This window comes from Parabacteroides acidifaciens (assembly GCF_003363715.1).
GTDB classification, from domain to species: domain Bacteria; phylum Bacteroidota; class Bacteroidia; order Bacteroidales; family Tannerellaceae; genus Parabacteroides; species Parabacteroides acidifaciens.
On the sequence record NZ_QREV01000037.1, the window covers coordinates 1 to 19,489 of the forward strand.

10 protein-coding genes are annotated in these 19,489 nt (G+C 44.4%); 7 read left to right on the top strand and 3 right to left on the bottom strand.

Annotation, left to right across the window (positions count from 1 at the left end; translation table 11 throughout):
• Positions 1–638: 638 nt before the first annotated feature.
• The 3 genes from DWU89_RS14090 to DWU89_RS14100 are packed head-to-tail and all read left to right on the top strand — an operon-like array spanning position 639 to position 6,309.
• Complete coding sequence (locus DWU89_RS14090) at positions 639–1,715, top strand: hypothetical protein (RefSeq protein WP_115500275.1); 1,077 nt, start codon at positions 639–641, stop codon at positions 1,713–1,715.
• 19 nt (positions 1,716–1,734) lie between these two features.
• Positions 1,735–4,908: a BACON domain-containing protein gene (locus tag DWU89_RS14095; protein ID WP_115500276.1), complete on the top strand. Its 3,174-nt coding sequence runs from the start codon at positions 1,735–1,737 to the stop codon at positions 4,906–4,908.
• Positions 4,909–4,926: 18 nt separating this feature from the next.
• Entirely contained in the window at positions 4,927–6,309 is a 1,383-nt protein-coding gene (locus DWU89_RS14100) for a FimB/Mfa2 family fimbrial subunit (protein ID WP_115500277.1), read from the top strand.
• An 853-nt stretch (positions 6,310–7,162) separates the two neighbouring features.
• On the opposite strand, the gene DWU89_RS14105 is transcribed toward DWU89_RS14100, so the two are convergent.
• The gene (locus DWU89_RS14105) at positions 7,163–8,839 is read right to left on the bottom strand and encodes an AAA family ATPase (protein WP_115500278.1); all 1,677 of its coding nucleotides are present in this window, start codon (positions 8,837–8,839) and stop codon (positions 7,163–7,165) included.
• A 77-nt stretch (positions 8,840–8,916) separates the two neighbouring features.
• The gene (locus DWU89_RS14110) at positions 8,917–9,552 is read right to left on the bottom strand and encodes a porin family protein (protein WP_115500279.1); all 636 of its coding nucleotides are present in this window, start codon (positions 9,550–9,552) and stop codon (positions 8,917–8,919) included.
• A gap of 126 nt (positions 9,553–9,678) precedes the next feature.
• Between DWU89_RS14110 and dnaE the strand changes: the two genes are divergently transcribed.
• Together dnaE and trxA are read left to right on the top strand one after the other, a co-directional pair.
• On the top strand, positions 9,679–13,479 hold the full coding sequence (gene dnaE / locus DWU89_RS14115) for a DNA polymerase III subunit alpha (RefSeq protein WP_115500280.1): 3,801 nt from the start codon (positions 9,679–9,681) through the stop codon (positions 13,477–13,479).
• 74 nt (positions 13,480–13,553) lie between these two features.
• A complete protein-coding gene (gene trxA, locus DWU89_RS14120; RefSeq protein WP_115500281.1) occupies positions 13,554–13,868 on the top strand; it encodes a thioredoxin in 315 nt (104 codons plus the stop codon).
• Here the strand turns inward: trxA and mnmD are convergent.
• Positions 13,863–14,522, bottom strand: a complete 660-nt coding sequence (gene mnmD / locus DWU89_RS14125) for a tRNA (5-methylaminomethyl-2-thiouridine)(34)-methyltransferase MnmD (protein WP_115500282.1) — start codon at positions 14,520–14,522, stop codon at positions 13,863–13,865. The two genes, trxA and mnmD, sit on opposite strands and share 6 nt — an antisense overlap.
• Before the next feature lie 112 nt (positions 14,523–14,634).
• Between mnmD and DWU89_RS14130 the strand changes: the two genes are divergently transcribed.
• A complete protein-coding gene (locus DWU89_RS14130) occupies positions 14,635–17,022 on the top strand; it encodes a TonB-dependent receptor (protein ID WP_115500283.1) in 2,388 nt (795 codons plus the stop codon).
• Between the two features lie 98 nt (positions 17,023–17,120).
• Positions 17,121–19,472, top strand: coding sequence for an ATP-binding protein (locus DWU89_RS14135; RefSeq protein WP_115500284.1), 2,352 nt, complete (start codon positions 17,121–17,123; stop codon positions 19,470–19,472).
• Positions 19,473–19,489 lie beyond the last annotated feature (17 nt).

The window sequence follows — 19,489 nt, forward strand, 5'->3', positions numbered from 1 at the left end:
ACAGAGTCCTATCGGAACTCTGTCTCTTTCTGTATTTAACTTTACGTTGCAAAAATAAAGTAGATATTTGTTAGCGGTAATAGGCACAACTTTCATCTTTAAGGGGTAAATGTGGCAAACAGTCAAATTGAGAGGGATACCCCTCGAAAAGATAGAAACTTCAAGGTTTGGGAGAAATTTATTTCCAAAAAGGCCCTTCCAAAAATCAAGGCTTCGTGATAATCAACCAGTTAAGCAGCAGAAAGAAGGAGACAGCAAGCCATAAAGATTGGAACTACATGAAAGTCATAGCCGCAATAAAAAAACGCATTCTTTTAGCTATAATACAGCAAGTTGAGCCACAAAACAGTTAACAATTATAAAAAAACGGTTCACTCCGGAAATAGATATAATTATAGTACCCATAAGGCATGTTTCCCTAAAACCAACTAAAAAAGCAATGAATTTAAGAGCAAATTTTTTGTCACCGAAAATCAAGGTGGGTATTGCTCTCGCATATTTGGCACTTTATCGGTGCACCTCTCAACAATCAATAGATTGATATATTTGCCGCTAAAAATTGAAAGTTTCGCTTATCATCCGTTAATTTTACTAGCCCTACTTTTGCAGTGTAAGTTAAACGAAAAAATATTAGGGGTATGAAACTGAAGAATATATTATCGATTCTTTGTGTCTTCTTTGTAGCAATCTCTTGCTCGATGGAAGACGATTTTACGGGAGAAAATTCCGGACAATTCACAAAAGACACTTATTTATCTGTAAAAGTAAAAACTGCAGGTGTTACTACCAAAGCGGGTGAATCTCATGCTAATGGGACAGCTGAATATGGTACTGTTGACAACTGTTACTATTTCGTTTTAGATGGTAGCGGCCAGGTACTTAACAGCAGATATATGACAGGCACTGATGCTTCTGCTGCAAATATCCTTGTAAAAATGGAAAATGCGGCATCTGTTTTGGCTATTGTCAATTGTGATGATTTGAAAACTCAGTTAGAATCGAAGACAGATAAAGCAGGTATTTTATCGGTTGCAAGTACAGATGCCACAAAAATGGTGAAAGTTGGCGAAAGCAATATCAACTGGGAAGGTGTAACAGGTTCTTCATCAACGGCTCAAACTCCCGAATCTACAGTAAACGTTTCTATTACAGTTGATCAAAAAACATCGTTAGTAAGTTTTGACGGCTTTTACGTGAAGTATAAGGATAATATATACGAGACACAAGTTCGTTTAACTAAAATCACACTGTCCAATTTAAAAAGTTCCGTTGCTTTGAATGGAACAGAAGGTACAATTAAAACAGACGAAGAAACAATCCTTTCTAACGGTGCAATCATTCCTGTAGCACTTAAAAATGATGCAACAATCTACAATTATAAAGATGAAAGTTCTAAATTGGTAGTAGAGAATGGTCCGGAAGACGGATCTATTATTGAGAATCTGCTTGCTAATGTTTTTCCGAATGAAATAGGAAACGATCATTTGACCATGAATATTACATTTACGGTTAATGGCAAAGCAGATACACGCTCCTATACGATTAATCCGAACAGAGATACAAATACGAGCGGACATGATTATGTGAAAGCCGGCTACTGGTATAAAATGAATCTGATATTGAATGTTACGGCAGCAGGTATCGAATCACTCGATGTAGTTCCTTGGAGTGATGAGATTCTGATTGGTGGAAATAATGGGGTAGAATTTAAATAATAAGAAAAAATTAATAGGTATGAAAAAGTATATCAATTTATTGTTTCTGTGGTTGTTGGCTTTTTCATCTTGCGTGGATGAAGAGATGATACCGCAGGTGAATAACGGGGAAGATGTGAATGTCAGTCTGAATCTATACTTGCCCAATCCTTCACAAGTTACCACACGTGCAATAACTTCGGCAGAAGAGGCCAAAGTGGAAGTCCTGAAAATTCTGGTTTTCGATCAAAGAGGTAATTATATGCAGGAACGTTCTATTTCATCAGTACAGGTTGCAGATGCAGAACAGGCTGTCGATGAGAACGGAGGTGCGCTAATATCTAAGAATATCTCGATGAAAACAACCAATGAAAATCTTTCCATAGTGGTTTTAGCAAACGTGGTAAATGAAGGTGAAGCCAACGACGGGACGTTGACGACTATCCCAGCTATCAACAATGAAACCAAGAACGCTTATCTGGCTCGCCTGGCTTATGAGGTTAACAATAAGTGGAATGCCTCCAGTACGGAGAACTATCGCCGTTTTCCGATGTGGGGCGAATATTCCGGAGCGATTACAGCTGAGCCAATAGTAATTGACCTGTTGAGAGCTCTGGCACGCATCAATGTCTCTTTTTCAGAAAGCGCAAGCAGTAAGTTTACATTGACATCCGTACAAGTAAATAATTCATTGACTAATGGTTTGATCGTTCCGACCTCTTCTTTGAAAGACAAGAATGTGACAAAACCAACTTTGCCTGCATCTCCAAACGTTAATTCTTCATTAATATATGATGGAGACGCTGTAAGCAACAATACCTGTATAAACGAAATATATATTCCGGAAGCAGCAAAATCGACTTCTTCGACTTCTTACGATGGTGTTTATCTCACTATCGCAGGTACAATCGGAGGTGTAGACAAATTGTATCGTGTGTATATGACCAAAAGCGGTAAGGCGGATGGTGAAGCCTTGGATATTCTTCGTAACCACACCTATAAGGTAAATGTATCAAAAGTTGGTAACGGTGAAAACGACATTACAGTCGAGATAGAAGAGATGAGCGATGTCTACATGCGCTCTCCATACGAACAAAATACGCTGACAGTCAGTTCAAACTTGTTCTATTTCAATCCGAATCAGCAAGCTCCGGCAACTCTGAATATAACGACAACGTGGGGAAGTTGGGAAATTGTTGATGAGAATCTGGATAGTTTTACTATAGAGCCAGACAAAGAAAACAATAAAGTTGTCATTACGCCTTCAGACTTCAATAAGTTAGCATCCGGACATTTCTACGTTCAATCAGGCCAGCTAAAAAAGAAAATCTTGGTAAAGATTGATCCGGAAGAAACAGCTAACTGTTATATCCGATTTGAATCAGGCAGTTATCCTTTAAATGTAAGCGTAAAAGGAAATGGGCGTGATGGTATGACTGCTGATGGTAAAACATTGATATCAGAAGAAGGATTGAAGTTGCGACCTGCACGAATCGGCATTATTTGGGAAACTTCTGAAGGGTTAGTTCGTTTGGATAATGGAAATGGAATGCACGATAAAACAAGTATAAGTATAAATTCGGATAACACGTTCAGTGGCGTTGTCAATTATTATATTGATATAGATAAAACTCCAAACAAGAAAGGCGGTAATGCTTTAATTGGAGCGTTTAACAGTGCTAATGAGTGTATTTGGTCATGGCACATCTGGGTTGTTCCTGATTATGCAACTGGAGTTAAAACAGAAAACTGGAGTGGAAACTCAAAGAGCTATACTTTTATCGATCGATTTATAGGAGCTCTATCTAATCGTCCGGGGGATGACGCGTTAGGTTTGTTATATCAGTGGGGACGCAAAGACCCGTTTATTGGTGCGAATGGACCTAAAAACCAAACAAGAAGAACTACATATAATTACCAACCTTGTGGCGATGGGACACGGACCTATACTTGGGGAGTTACAGGAACCACCACCCTAGAACAATCAATTAAGTATCCGACAGACTTATTAAAGACAGGCTTATGTAATGTGGATGAAAATGGAACTTATTTATGGGGTACTCCTTCTGGTATGGAAATGTTTTCGGGTAGCGCTGTAAATGAGGGGAATAAGACAATTTATGACCCGTGTCCGGTTGGATATCGCGTACCTCCTTTATTGGCTTACTTATTTAACAATGATCGTAACTATAAAAATAATTATAATGGGAATAATACCTATATACCAACAGGTAATAGTTTTAATGACAATGCATCTCATTATGGTTTCTGGATTAACTATACGAAAAATAGCCAACCAAATGTTTCCAATAACTCGACATCTGCAACGAGCAGTACATGGTTTCCGTTAGCAGGTGTTTATGATCCTGGTTCATGGCAGACTGGTGAGAATGTTAACTATTCTTTTTCTCAAGTAGATAATCAAAATTCATTAAAGGTAAATAGTATTGTTTGGACAAATACGCCTATTAAATATGGAAAAGATGGGGATGATTTTAGACCGGGCGCAATGTTCTTACATGGGACAGAAAAGGGTAATTCAAGTAATGGCCGTCATCTTCATAAATTTATAGAAACGCAATATGATCTTTATGCCCAGACACAATTTGCAGGTTCTGTACGTTGCGTGAAAATTCAGGAATCCCAGGATTTTAGTGAATTAAATGAGTTTCCTGAAAGTGTAACTTTAGATGCTGCCAACGGTTCAACAAAATCAGTTACAATTAAGGTAGTTAACGAAACCTGGGAAGTTACAAATCCGGGGGCACCTTGGTTCTATCTGGATAAGTATTCCGGAAATCCGGATGGTGGTGAAGGACAAACTTTACGCTTTACAGCATCGGAAGATAATCCTGGCAAACAGCGTGATGCAATTTTAAAGGTTAAAACATCAAAAGGGAATGAGTACTCAATTACGGTAATTCAAAAAGAAGCGTCTTACACTTTTAGTGCAAGTACTAACTCACTCAAGTTTGATAGGAATCCAAATGGTAGTACTCAAACAGTTACTATAACAAATGATAAATATGGTTGGACTGTTCAGTCTGGATATAGTAATTGGTTAACTGTAAATAGAAATGGGAATCGTTTAACGGTCTCTGCAGCTAATAATGACTCTACGTTAGCAGGTGCACGTAGTACAACTATCACATTGAAAGATGATAATGGTAAAACTATTACAATCAGTGTTTCTCAAAAGGGGTGGAGAAATTAATTATAAAAACGGAAAGATATGAAAACAAGTAATTTAATTTATATATTGACTTTCCTTTGTTTATTAGCCTCTTGTTCGCAAGAAGACATTGTAAAAGGAAGTAATGATGATGTAGTTGCCAAGATTCAGTTGGAATTGCCCAGTATGCAATTGCCGACTGTAACGAAATCAGCCTCTGTCGAAGAGAATCAGATCAATGATTTATGGCTGTATATGTTTAATGAATCCGGTCAATTGATCTATCAGGTTCAAGGAACCGTAGGAGCAGGAGACGCGACAAAAGCTGTGACTGCCAATCTGAAAGCAACCCAGGAGGCTGTAACATTGATGGCTTTGGCTAATGTATCTTCTATTACACACGAATTTGCGGTGAACACATCTAAAGCTGATATTCTGAAGAGTTTGGTTTTCGATGTTCCGTCACAGGAAGGCGATGTTTCTATTCCGATGTGGGGTGAAGTGAGTTTGCCGAATGGTCTGTACACGGATGACGCTGCAATAAAAATCCCGATGACACGTGCTCTGGCTTGTGTGGAAGTTCTTGTAGACGAAAACCTGGTGATTAACTTTGAGATGACAGATGCTTATCTTGTTGGTACTTATGATAAAGGCTTTGTGGCTCCTATCGATGCGAACGGAAACCTGCAAAAAGGGACAATGTCAATTCCGGCTGAAGCAACAGGCGAACGCTCTCTGAAAGAAGAGTTTCATAAAGATGGGTTGACAAATGCTGCAGGTACTAAATTTTATGTGCCGGAAAGTCTCTTGGAATTAAGTAATTCCTCGGAAGGAGAAATATATCGTAGTTTATGCTTGATAGTCGGAGGCTATACGACAATCGACGGAATAAAACGACATGGTTATTACCGGTTGGATTTTCTGTTACAAAATACGGTGAATAAAGATATGGATATTGAGAGAAATACCCGCTATATCTTCAAGATCGATGCTGTCCATGAATATGGGGAAGAATCAGCCCTAAAGGCATTAATGAAATCTATTCCGGATAATGCCTCACATCTTACTGCATCGACAACAATTATGGTTGTTGGTGACAAGACGGAAATTAACAAGGAAGATTGTATAGAAAAAGGGTTGAATGACATTACAACGGATGGTATGGATTATTTAGCCGTAAATGCTTCTACGCTGACTGCTACAGCTACATCTTATGAAAATAGAACAATGTATTATGCAAAGATTCAAATCTTTACTAATTGCGCAAGTGGATGGAAGATGATCGATATGCCTGCCGGCATTATAGCCCAGCAAAAAGAAGGGGAGGTAGGTGTATTCTACGAAACATTTATCTGGATTGATCCGAATATAGTAACAAGTCGGAATCCTTTGTTCTATATCAAGGCCGGCGGAGTCTGGAAGACGATTACGATTACATGGTAAATATTATTATTCAAAGCCCTGCAAGGACGACACATTGTTTCTAAAAGCATTTCAGGTGTTGCTCTTGCAGGGCTTTGACATTTCCAGTTCACAGTCTTCAGCATTTAGGGAGATTTCTTCGGCAAATCCCTCTGATTTTCTTTCGATATTCTCTTCCCTTTTAGCCATATCAATGACGCCGTTTTAAATTCTCTGATAGCGTCGAAGTATTTATCATAGCTAAGGTCTCTCTAAGGTGGCATGAGATAGTTTTTCATTTTTCAGCAAGGACCTTATTGTATAAAACGTTTTTTTTAATCTCCAAATATCCCCGAAACAAAACAAATGTTAATCCACATTTCAGACGTCAAAAAGAGACTTTTTCCCCTTTTTCGGGAGTTTTTCGCCATCACGACCGTCCTCTTTGCCATTACGACCGTTCTAATCTCTGCGAGGTGCCGAGTGCATCACCCATGAAGACGGTCGTAATGGCGATGACGACCGTCCTCTTTTGAAAAGCGACCGTCCTCATGGTAAAAAACCGCCAAAATTTCCTTGGGATATTTGGAACGCCGTCCGTTTTATTTTGCTACAGGCGATTCTCCGGGAGTTAAGGTTTATCACTTTGTCAGCATTTCCGCCTTTCTGTAATCAGATTGCACATTTTTTGGAATGGGCTCGGCACCTCATTTTCTCTGTTGTCATCCGAGTCGGTTAAAACCGTAAAAAGAGTCAATCCAAAATCGATCAAGATTTCGGACGAAATAGAAAAACAGGCAAAAAGAGGGGTTATTGTCTTTTTCTTTATTTGTAGGATGTCAGAATTTGGCATATATGAGTGCGCTCCGACGCGGTTCATATACAGAAAATCCACTTATCCGGCTATCTTTACCCAGACCCGCTTGCCGTCGAAAGTGATAGCCATTTTGAGGATGTCAGTGAAACCATCCTGGCGCAGGACGGCATCATACTGCTTGTCTTCGATTTGCTGCAAGGCTGAACTCAACGCTTTCTCGACTGTCTCTGTCGGGCGCAGGCGCTTCAACTCCATAATCACCGCTTGCCCCTTCCCGTCTTTCGGACGCAGAAGGATGTCGTAGCGCCCGAAACCGGATTCGCGGTTACTGCTGACCTCGTAGTCCGACATGCCCGCCAGCAATCCTAACAGGAATGCCTGGTAAACTTTTTCCGGCTCACGGCCGTTGGTGTCATAATAGGAAAAGGTATTGACGACAAAGTCATTCAACAACTCTTCAAAATATTCGATGTCGCCCGCGCGTAATGCCTGCAACATCAACTCTAAGCGGTCGTTCTTCACCGGACCGTTATTGATCCAGCTACGGATTATGGTGAAGAAAACAGTTCTTACTTCGCGATTAGGAACCTGTAAAGTGTATTCCATCAAATCGTCGCTATTCTTTGCCGGATCGGAGGCCTTCAGGTAGCCGCTGAAAAGCATAAATGACCAGATGTTAGTTGTTTCTGCCAACAAATCCGGAAACGCTAACTTGTCGTTTATCACACTGCGGATCGGTTCGCCCTGTATCAGCGACTCCACTCCCATACGTATTTGTGACGGGCCGTCGGCAAGCAGGTGACGCAAGAGGACATCAGAGCCGGTGTTTACCCAGTAAGGAGCCAGGACGCCGCCTTTATTTATAAAGGAAAGCACAGACCAGGGATTATAGACCGTTTGATCTCCGAACAGGTAGCCGTTGTACCAGTTCTTCACCTCGTCTTTCTGACCGCCGAACGAATAGTCGGTTAGCATTTGGTCCGTTTCTTCCTGCGTAAAACCGAAAGATGTACACATCGGGAGTTCCAGGATCGTATCTACATCTATATTATTTAATCCGCTGAAAATAGACTCCTTGCTGACCTGCAGGATACCGGTGATGACGCCGCGAAAGATATCCGTATTGTCTTTGAACACTAAGCTCATAAAGTTACGCATAAAGCCGATCATGCGGTCATAATATCCTTTGTCGAAAGCGACATGAATTGGCGTGTCATACTCGTCGAGCAGCACGAGGGGCGGCATGCCCCAATGAGTCGCCAGCAATCCGGATAAAAAAAGTAATGAGTTTTGGATCATGACCTCGTCTGCCTGTAGCATGAGTATCTGATTAAACCACAGGCGGTCCAGCTCGGACAGCTCGTCGTCCAGCAAATAACGGTGACGGGCAAACTCCTGTTGCATCTGTATCTTGATTTGAGACAGGGTCGCTTCAAACGTATCGCCCTTGCAGTCTTTCAGCGTGACCAGGATCACCGGGTATTTACCTTGATACTTGTCGAAGTCTTTCCATTGCTCGATATTTTTCCCGTTGAACAGCGGACGATAGACGTTACCCTCCGTCCTCTCGAAGAAATAGCGGAGCGTGGAGAGGTTCAGTGTCTTGCCGAAACGGCGCGGACGCGGAAGAAGCGTAATTTTGCTTCCTTCTTCTATGATCTGGCGGATAAAATCAGTCTTATCCACATAATAATAATCTTCGTCTATCAGTTCTTTATAATCACTGATGCCTATCGGTAACTTTTTCCGGTCCATATGTCACTGTTTTTATCGTGCTTACAAATATAGGAATAACGGACCGATATTCATAATTCTTTCCTGCCTTTGTGAAGTTACCGGCTCCGGAACATATACCCCAGCGACAACGTTACATTATTCTGATAAAGGGAAGACTCGCCTTCACGCTCAACAGCGCGGCGGTCCAGCGTGCCGCAAAGGGCGCCGACGGAGAAGAAATAACGGCTGTAGTCGACACGTAAGCCGACGTTTACACCTAAATCGAATGTTTTGAGGTCTGTCTCCTTGTCCTGGCCGAAATGGATATCCACATTCTGGTTTTGGGTTTTCATCTTGCCGAACAAGGAGAAATCGAGGGCGGGACCGACATAGACACCCAGTTGAACATCATTTATATTAAAGGTATAGGCCAGGTTCACCGGAACCTGTATCGAATAGTAACTACATTTATTAAGGGAGTTCTTCGCCCCTTCCACCTGGAAGTTGGATATGAAAGAACCACCCTGGTTGGCAAAAGCCACTTCGGGACGCAGAGACAATCCCTTATATAAAGGTATGTCGGCAAGCCCTGCCACGCTAAAACCGAAACGGGCACCTGCCTTATACGTTCCTTCCACTTTTTGCACCAGAGAAGAGTAAGCGCCACCCACACGTACGCCGAAAGCGACCTGACTCACTGCCGGCATAATCATCCATACACTTAAAAAGACAATAAATATAATTTTTCTCATATTGCAAACCTTCTAATTCCTATGAGCAAAGATAGAGTTTTTCAATCGGATTATAACAGGCGATAGAAGAAAATAACAAAATAAGCCGTATCTTTATAGGCCAAATAAACAGGATCAAAAATTGATATGGAACCATTTATACACCTCCACGTACATACCCAGTATTCACTTCTGGACGGACAAGCGTCTATTGACGCTTTGATAGACAAGGCGCAAAAAGACGGGATGCGGTCGATTGCCGTCACCGATCACGGCGTGATGTTCGGGATAAAAGAGTTTTTCAACAAGGTATCCAAGAAAAACAGCAAACCTTTAGATGCGATCAAAGGATATGAGAAAGAGCTGAAGGAGCTGAAAGGCAAAACGGAACTTAGCGCAGAAGAGCAAACCCTCCTGGAAGAAATACCGGCAAAGATCGAAGAAGAGAGAAAAAAGATATTCAAGCCGATCTTCGGTTGCGAGTGCTATTGCGCCCGGAACGGACGGCATAGCAAACTGGCATCGCAGAACGACCGGAGCGGCTGGCACCTGATAGTCCTGGCAAAGAACCTGAACGGGTACAAGAACCTGATCAAGATGGTCTCTCTCTCCTGGACGGAAGGTTTCTACGGACGGCCGCGTATCGACAAGGAACTGCTGGAAAAATATCATGAAGACCTGATCGTCTGTTCCGCCTGTATCGGTGGGGAAGTGCCGCAGCATATCCTGAACGGACGGATGGACAAAGCGGAAGAATCGGTACTCTGGTTCAAGAACCTGTTCGGGGAAGATTATTACCTGGAGATACAACGCCATGAGACACATGACCCGTCAGCAGCCCAGGACACCTACCCCCACCAGGTGACAGTCAACAAGGTTATACTCGAGCTGGCGAAAAAACACAACATAAAGGTAATCGCAACCAACGACGTCCATTTCGTCAATGCAGAAGATGCCGAAGCGCACGACCGGCTGATCTGCCTCAGTACAGGCAAAGACCTGGACGATCCGAACCGCATGCGTTACACCAAGCAGGAATGGATGAAAACGACGGCGGAGATGAATGCGATCTTTTCGGATGTGCCCGAAGCACTGAGCAACACGCTCGAAATAGCCGATAAAGTCGAATTCTATTCCATCGACCACGGCCCTATCATGCCGACCTTCGCCATTCCCGAAGATTTCGGGACGGAGGAAAGCTACCGCGAGAAGTTCAGCGAACAAGACCTGTTCGAGGAATTTACACGCGACGAAAACGGAAATGTGGTGCTGAGCGAAGAGGCGGCGCACGACAAGATAAAGAAGTTAGGCGGTTATGAAAAGCTGTACCGCATCAAGTTAGAAGCCGACTACCTGAAAAAAATCACCTACGACGGGGCTAAACTCTGCTATGGGGACGAGCTGACCGACGAAGTGAAGGAACGCCTGAACTTCGAATTGCATATCATGAAGACGATGGGTTTCCCGGGCTACTTCCTGATCGTACAGGACTTTATCCGTGCCGCCCGTGAGGAGTTAGGTGTCTCGGTCGGTCCCGGCCGTGGTTCGGCTGCCGGTTCGGCTGTGGCTTATTGCTTAGGGATCACGAAAATCGACCCGATTAAATACGACTTGCTGTTCGAACGTTTCCTGAACCCGGACCGTATCTCCCTCCCCGATATCGATACCGACTTCGATGATGACGGACGAGGCGAAGTGCTCCGGTGGGTAACGGAAAAATACGGTGCCGAGCGTGTAGCGCATATTATCACTTACGGCACGATGGCAACCAAGTCGGCCATCAAGGACGTAGCGCGTGTGCAGAAACTGCCGCTTTCCGAATCGAACCGCTTGGCAAAGCTTGTCCCGGACAAGATTCCCGATATGAAAAAATTCAAACTGGGAGACGCCATCAACTATGTACCGGAACTGAAAGAGGCGGCTACAGGGAATGATCCTTTGGCACGCGATACGCTTAAATACGCACAAATGTTAGAGGGCAACGTTCGCAACACCGGCGTACATGCCTGCGGCGTTATCATCGGACGTTACGACATATCAGACGTCGTACCCGTCAGTACGGCCAAAGACAAGGATACGGGTGAAGAAATGCTGGTGACCCAGTATGAAGGTTCCGTGATCGAAGAGACCGGATTGATCAAGATGGACTTCCTCGGACTGAAAACATTGTCCATCATCAAAGAAGCAATCGAAAACATCCGCCTGACAACGGGACAGGAACTGGACATCGACCATATCAGTCTGGAAGATCCGGTGACCTATAAGCTGTATTGCGACGGAAAGACCACCGGCACGTTCCAGTTTGAATCCGCCGGTATGCAGAAATACCTGAAGGAGCTGCAGCCGTCCAAGTTTGAAGACCTGATCGCGATGAACGCCCTCTACCGTCCGGGACCTATGGACTATATCCCCTCTTTCATCGCCCGTAAACAAGGGAAAGAGGAAATCAAGTACGATATTCCGGTCATGGAACGTTACCTGAAAGACACCTATGGCATTACCGTCTACCAGGAACAGGTCATGCTTCTGTCCCGTTTGCTGGCAAACTTCACACGTGGTGAGAGTGACGCCCTCCGTAAGGCAATGGGTAAAAAGCTGATCGAAAAGATGAACCACCTGAAATCCAAATTTATGGCAGGCGGAAAGGCAAACGGTTACGAGGAAAGCACGTTGCAGAAGATCTGGTCCGACTGGGAAAAATTCGCTTCCTATGCGTTCAATAAGAGCCATGCGACCTGTTATTCGTGGGTGGCCTACCAAACGGCATACCTGAAAGCCAACTATCCGTCCGAATATATGGCGGCCGTCCTGAGCCGAAGTTTGTCCAACATCGTGGATATCACGAAGTTTATGGACGAATGTAAAGCGATGGGTATCCAGGTGCTCGGACCGGATGTGAACGAGTCGATCCTCAAGTTCAGCGTAGACAAGGACAAGAACATCCGTTTCGGGTTAGGAGCCGTGAAAGGTGTCGGCGAAGCGGCTGTCCAGAACATCATCGATGTGCGGAAGAAGGACGGACCGTTCAAGAATATCTTCGATTTCGTGGAACGCGTCAACCTGACGGCCTGCAACAAAAAGAACATCGAATCGCTGGCATTGGCCGGAGCTTTCGACAATTTCGGCATCCAGCGCGAGCAGTTCTTTGCAGAAACCGGAAAAGGTGAAATATTCCTGGAGACGCTCGTACGCTACGGCAATAAGTACCAGACGGACAAAAGCACAGCCACCAACTCGCTGTTCGGTGGAGACGTACAGGTGGAGATCGCCAAACCGGAAATCCCGAAATGTGAACGCTGGAGCGACCTGGAACGTCTGAACAAGGAAAAAGAGCTGGTCGGCATCTATCTTTCCGCCCACCCGCTGGATGAATTCCGTATTATATTAACATATGTATGCAACACCGGCATGGCGGAAATCAACGACAAGGAGAGCCTGGTCGGGAAAGAGTTGTTGTTCGGCGGCATCGTGACCGATTTCCGGGAAGGCATGACAAAGAAAGGGAATCCGTACGGTATCATCAAGATAGAGGACTTTACGGGCAGTGGCGAGATAGCCCTGTTCGGGAAAGATTTCATCGAATACGGGAAATTCGGGAAACGGGGGATGTACCTGTTGATCAAAGCTCGTGTGGAAGACCGCTACAACTCCGGCCGGTTGAGCCTGTCGATCGGTTCCATCCAACTGTTGCAGGAGGAAAAAGACCGGATGATCGAAAAGATCAGTATCACGGTTCCGATCCACGACCTCGACGAGCCGACCATAAACGAGCTTTCGACCTTGATAAAGAACAATCCGGGGCAAAGCCTGTTATATTTTAAAGTAGTTGACGGGGAGCACAACATCACGCAGAACTTCTTCTCGCAGAACATACGTCTCAATGTCACACGTAATCTGGTCGAGTTCCTGCAAACGAATGAAAATATAGACTTTAAAATTAATGGTTAGTATTTGTTGGATGCAGAAAGAATTTGTACTTTTGGCGACTCTAAACAGAAACAAATTAAATACATATAAAGATTATGGCACTACAAGTTACAGATGCAAATTTTGAAGAGTTGGTAAACTCTGGTAAGCCTATGGTCCTTGACTTTTGGGCAGAATGGTGCGGTCCTTGCCGCATGGTCGCTCCGATCATCGACGAGTTGGCAACCGAATATGAAGGCCGTGTGACAATCGGCAAAATGGATGTAGACAACAACAACGATGTGGTTGCACAGTTTGGTATCCGCAACATCCCGACCGTTCTTTTCTTCAAAGACGGACAGGTAGTGGACAAACAGGTCGGAGCTGCTCCCAAACCTACATTCGTCTCTAAAATCGACGCACTTTTATAATTTCATAGCGCGGAGCATTTCGCGTTTTCCGGGAGGGCCGGGTATTCTTTCGACAGAATATCCGGCTTTCTGCATCATACGGCGTACGGCACCTTTGGCACAGTAAGTGGTCAAAATTCCTCCTTCCGCCATATGTCCATACAATTTGTCGAATATTTCCTGGTTCCACATTTCCGGCTGCTTATCCGGGGCAAAAGCATCGAAATAGACAAGGCCGATCCCTTCGGGCAGGTCGCAGGTATTGCTGTCCCCCTGTATCTTATGTAAAGTGAAACGTTCGGTAATGGCAACCTCCCGGTTCCAGGCAGCGGCATGCAAAGCACGGAACAGTTCTTTCTTTTCGGGACAGACGACCTCCCCATAGTTCAAAGCCTGTACAAGCCCGGGTTCAAGGGGGTATAACTCGATGGAATAATAATTGACGACACGCCCGTTCTTTTCCGCATCCAGCAAGGTAAGGAAAGCATTCAAACCAGTACCGAAACCGATCTCAAAAACGACAAGCTCTTTTCCCGTATGATGGTGCAACCCGGCCTCAATAAACACATGGCGCGATTCCTGCACCGCCCCGTTTACCGAATGATAGTGTTCATCCATTTCCGGAATAAATAATGTATGGCTGCCGTCGGCCGTCTGCTGCAATTCCCGCTTCATTTGATTTTCGTCTTATTTCGTCATTATTTTGATCTTGCAAAGATATAAAAATATAGAATTGATTACTTTTGTAACCTATTATTACAAATTCCCGTAAGACTGGCTACAACTTATGAATTTAAGACTCTTTCTTCTCTTACTATTCCTGACCTGTATTCAGATCATACAGGCTCAAAAGAATTATTCCATAAAAGGGATCGTGAAAGAGGCGGCAAGTGGCGAGCCAATACCTTATGCTACTGTCGTTATCTGGAATACGACACAAGGAACGGCAACAGATTCCACCGGAAATTTTGAAATAACAGGAATTGCCCCGGGCAGTTACCGGCTACAGGCTTCATTTATCGGATACAAGCCGACGGTAACGGCAGAATTCCGCGTGGCCAATAAAGATATCTTCTTCCCGGTCGAACTCGAAACGGCCAGTGAGAGCCTGCAGGAAGTAAGCATCGTCGCCTCCCCGTTCCGGAAAACGGCAGAAAGCCCGTTGGGACTGCGCGTTATCGGTTTTAAAGAGATAGAGAAAAGTGCCGGAGGAAACCGGGATATCTCGCGTGTCGTACAATCCTTTCCCGGAGTAGCCTCTACGGCAGCTTTCCGGAACGACCTGATGGTAAGGGGCGGCGGACCGTCTGAGAACCGTTTCTTTCTGGATGGAGTAGAAATCCCCAATATCAATCACTTCTCTACACAGGGGGCATCCGGCGGACCGGTCGGAATCATCAATCCGGACTTCATACGTGAAGTCAATTTCTATTCTGCGGCATTTCCTGCAGCCAGGGGGAATGCGCTCAGTTCCGTGCTCGACTTCAAGCTGCAGGACGGAAACAAAGAAAAATTCTCCCTGCGGGGAGTAGTCGGCGCCTCAGATGTCGGTCTATCGGCAAACGGTCCGATAGGCGACAAGACGACATACCAGGTTTCCATACGCCGTTCGTACCTGCAATTCCTGTTCGACATGATCGGATTACCCTTTCTTCCGACTTTTACGGATGCCCAGTTCAAAATCAAACATGCTTTTAATAAGAAAAACGAACTGACCGTTATCGGATTGGGAGCCATTGACGACATGAAGCTGAACACCGGGAAGGACGATCTTAGCGAGAAAAACCAATACATACTGGCCTACCTGCCGGTCGTAAAACAAAAGACTTACACATTGGGTGCCGTTTACAAACATTTTTCAGGGCGTAATATACACTCCCTGATCGTAAGCCGTAGCCAGATGAACAATAAAAACATCAAATATCAGGATAATGATGAAAGCACACCTGAAAACTTAATGTTGGATTACCGCTCGGATGAAATAGAGAATAAGTTCCGCAGCGAAAATATCTTCCGTTTGCCCTATATCCAGTTGCAAGCAGGAGGAAACATCGATTATTCGGAATATACAAACACAACTTTTCAGAAACTATATACCACCATCCCCCGGGAACTCCATTATCAGACAGACCTGGGCATCTGGAAATGGGGACTGTATGCTACAGCTATATACGAAAGCAATAACGAACGCTTTACGGCATCTTTGGGGGTGCGGGCGGATGCCAACGGATATTCTTCGGAAATGAACAACCTGCTGGATCAGCTCTCTCCGCGCCTATCGCTCTCTTACCGCCTGTTCGGAGACATTTATCTGAATGCAAACGCAGGAAGATATTACGAATTGCCCCCTTATACGGTCCTTGGATTCAAAGACAACCAGGGTAATTATGTAAACAAGGATAACCGGTTGAGCTATATCCGGAGCGATCAGGCCGGAATCGGATTGGAATATCGTCCTTCCTCCTATCTGAAATTTACGGCGGAAGGATTCTACAAGAAATATGATCACTACCCGATGTCACTGACCGACAGTATTCCGCTTGCCTCAAAAGGGACCGATTACGGCGTACTGGGAAATGAAGCCGTCAATTCTACTGCAACCGGAAGAGCTTACGGGATGGAACTGATGGGACGTTGGTATAATTATAAGGGATTGACATTTATTGCCTCCTATACTTATGTCCGAAGCGAATTTAAGGATGGACGGGGCAGTGACCAATACATTCCATCCGCCTGGGACAACCGCCATCTTTTTACTTTCAGCGGGACCTATGCCTTACCCAGGAATTGGGATATAGGAACGAAACTACGGATAGTGGGAGGCGCGCCCTATACACCTTATGATGTCGAGAAGAGCAGTTTTGTCGATGCTTGGGATGCCAGTGGCAACCTTTATTATGATTACAGCCGGTTCAACAGTGAACGCCTGAAGCCTTTTACCCAACTGGATATCCGGATAGACAAAACATTCTATCTGAAAAAGTTTATGATAGGGGCTTATATCGACTTGCAGAACGTGCTAAATTCAAAATACAAAGAGCAGGATGTATATATTAAAACTGGCAAAATATTAAATCCGGATGCCCCTCGGGAACAACAACGTTATGAACTAAAACCGGTTGAACGCCGCACCGGGACGCTCCTGCCCAGTATCGGCCTTATGATAGAACTTTAAAATGTTCTGATTTATGCTTAGTTATATCAAATAATTTTTATTTTTGCATACGAATTCCCAAAAGATTAATTTAGGAGTTTCAGAACAATCTTTATTTCATGAATAAATCATCGGATTACTACATAAAACAAACGTGGCGATTCTTTTTCATGGTCATTAGTTTACTCTTCACATGCCAAGTTCATGCTGATGATAGTAATCCTATTTTAATTATCAGCTCCTACAATCCGGATACCCGCAATACGACACAAAATATTTCCGAGTTCATGGAAGAATACAAACAGCTTGGCGGGACCTCGCCTGTTGTAATCGAAAACATGAACTGCAAGAGCCTCCCCGAAGCTCCCCTCTGGAAAGCAAGGATGGAGAACCTGCTGAAGAAATACCAGGGGGAAAACAAGCCTAAGCTGATCGTAATCCTCGGACAGGAAGGGTGGGCCTCCTATCTTTCGTTAGACGACAGCAGCATACGGAATATCCCGATCTTATGCGGCATGGTCAGCCGGAACGCGGTACTATTGCCTGACAGCAGCATCAACCTGTCCGAATGGGACCCCGAAAGTGTAGATATAGATGAGCTTAAAAGCAAAGAGCAGAACTTAGGCGGATTCGTCTACAATTATGATATTAAAGCAAACGTTGAGCTGGTCCGCAAGTTGTATCCGAGCACGAAACATATTGCCTTGGTTACCGACAACAGTTACGGAGGCATTTCCCTTCAAGCCTTAGTCAAAAAAGAAATCAGCCGGATAGACGGTATAGACTTCATCCCGCTGGACGGACGGAAAAACGACATTTATAATATCATCGAGGAAATCAAACGCCTACCTTCGGAAAGCGCCATTCTTTTGGGTACCTGGCGTGTGGATGTAAATGACGGGTATTATGTCGGAAACGCCACCTACACCATGATGCTCGCCAATCCGAAAGTCCCGGCATTTTCGTTGACATCCATCGGATTAAGCCATTGGGCAATCGGTGGCTATATACCTAAATACCGTTCGATCGGAAAAGACCTGGCCCATCAGGCCGTACATGTTTTAGCGAATCGATCGGCCAAGTTCAATCCGGAAACGATTCCCAACGTATATACGTTTGATGCTAAAAAATTAAAGGAACGGGGGATCGCGACAAAAAGTCTGCCACCCCATTCCGTATTGATCAATACGGAAGTAGGATTGTTCGTGCAATATAAATTTGAAATCCTGTTAATCATTTCCGTCGTCTTGTTGTTGTTCCTGATCATGGTGCTCTACTACTATTTGCGCACCAGCAAACTGAAAAACAGATTGCTGATCCTGATCGAGAAACAGAAAGAAGATGAAATCGAGCTCCGGAAAGCAAAAGACAAGGCGGAAGAATCCGACCGCCTGAAATCAGCATTCCTCGCCAACATGAGCCACGAAATCCGTACGCCGCTGAATGCCATCGTCGGTTTCTCCAATCTGTTGACAATCGCAGAGAACGAAGAAGAGCGGGACGAATATATCAATATCATCAGCAGTAACAACGAGCTGCTCCTCCAATTGATCAATGACATTCTGGATGTGGCCAAGATTGAAGCCGGGACATTGGAATTTATCGATTCGGAGGTGGATATTAACGCGTTATTATCCGACATCGAACAATCCTCCCGCCTGAAAGCATCCGAGGGCGTACAGGTTTCCTTTGTCGAGAAAATGCCTCACTGTGTAATCATGACGGACAAGAACCGCTTAGCACAGGTTGTTACAAACTTCATCAACAACGCCATTAAGTTTACCGAAGAGGGCAGTATCCGGTTCGGTTACCGTCGCCAAGACAACAAACTGCGATTCTATGTTACCGATACCGGATGCGGCATCGAGTCTGAAAAAATAGATATGGTTTTCAACCGTTTCGTCAAACTGAACAGTTTTGCACAGGGAACAGGCTTGGGGCTTGCAATCTGCCAGATGATTATAAAGAAATTAGGCGGCGAGATCGGTGTGGAATCCGAATTCGGAAAAGGTTCGACCTTCTGGTTCACGCTGCCCGATTCGATCATTCTCAACGTAAAAAAACAGCCTAAAAAAGAAGTGGAGGAAAAGACAGAGGAACCTGCAAGCGAAACTCCTACAAAAGCGACGTTATTGATTGCCGAAGACAACGAAAGTAACTATATTCTGATTCAGGCAGTCCTGAAAGACTACAATTTACTGCACGCCCATGACGGATGTGAAGCGGTCCGGTTATATCGTGAACACCAGCCGGATATGATCCTGATGGATCTTAAAATGCCGAATATGGACGGGTATGAAGCGACTGCCGAGATAAGAAAAGAAGACCCGCATGTCCCGATCATAGCAGTTACCGCTTTCGCCTTCGCCGAAGACGAACAACGGGTAAAGCAAAGCGGCTTCAACGGATATGCAGCAAAACCGATCAAACCGGCAGAGCTGAAAAACCTCATCAACCAATATCTCTCGTAAAGGCTATCCGTAAACCG

Coding starts and splice junctions, on each gene's coding strand:
- DWU89_RS14130 (WP_115500283.1), top strand. CDS start 14,635: ATGAATTTAAGACTCTTTCTTCTCTTACTATTCCTGACCTGTATTCAG.
- DWU89_RS14110 (WP_115500279.1), bottom strand. CDS start 9,552: ATGAGAAAAATTATATTTATTGTCTTTTTAAGTGTATGGATGATTATG.
- DWU89_RS14095 (WP_115500276.1), top strand. CDS start 1,735: ATGAAAAAGTATATCAATTTATTGTTTCTGTGGTTGTTGGCTTTTTCA.
- DWU89_RS14100 (WP_115500277.1), top strand. CDS start 4,927: ATGAAAACAAGTAATTTAATTTATATATTGACTTTCCTTTGTTTATTA.
- DWU89_RS14090 (WP_115500275.1), top strand. CDS start 639: ATGAAACTGAAGAATATATTATCGATTCTTTGTGTCTTCTTTGTAGCA.
- trxA (WP_115500281.1), top strand. CDS start 13,554: ATGGCACTACAAGTTACAGATGCAAATTTTGAAGAGTTGGTAAACTCT.
- dnaE (WP_115500280.1), top strand. CDS start 9,679: ATGGAACCATTTATACACCTCCACGTACATACCCAGTATTCACTTCTG.
- DWU89_RS14135 (WP_115500284.1), top strand. CDS start 17,121: ATGAATAAATCATCGGATTACTACATAAAACAAACGTGGCGATTCTTT.
- DWU89_RS14105 (WP_115500278.1), bottom strand. CDS start 8,839: ATGGACCGGAAAAAGTTACCGATAGGCATCAGTGATTATAAAGAACTG.
- mnmD (WP_115500282.1), bottom strand. CDS start 14,522: ATGAAGCGGGAATTGCAGCAGACGGCCGACGGCAGCCATACATTATTT.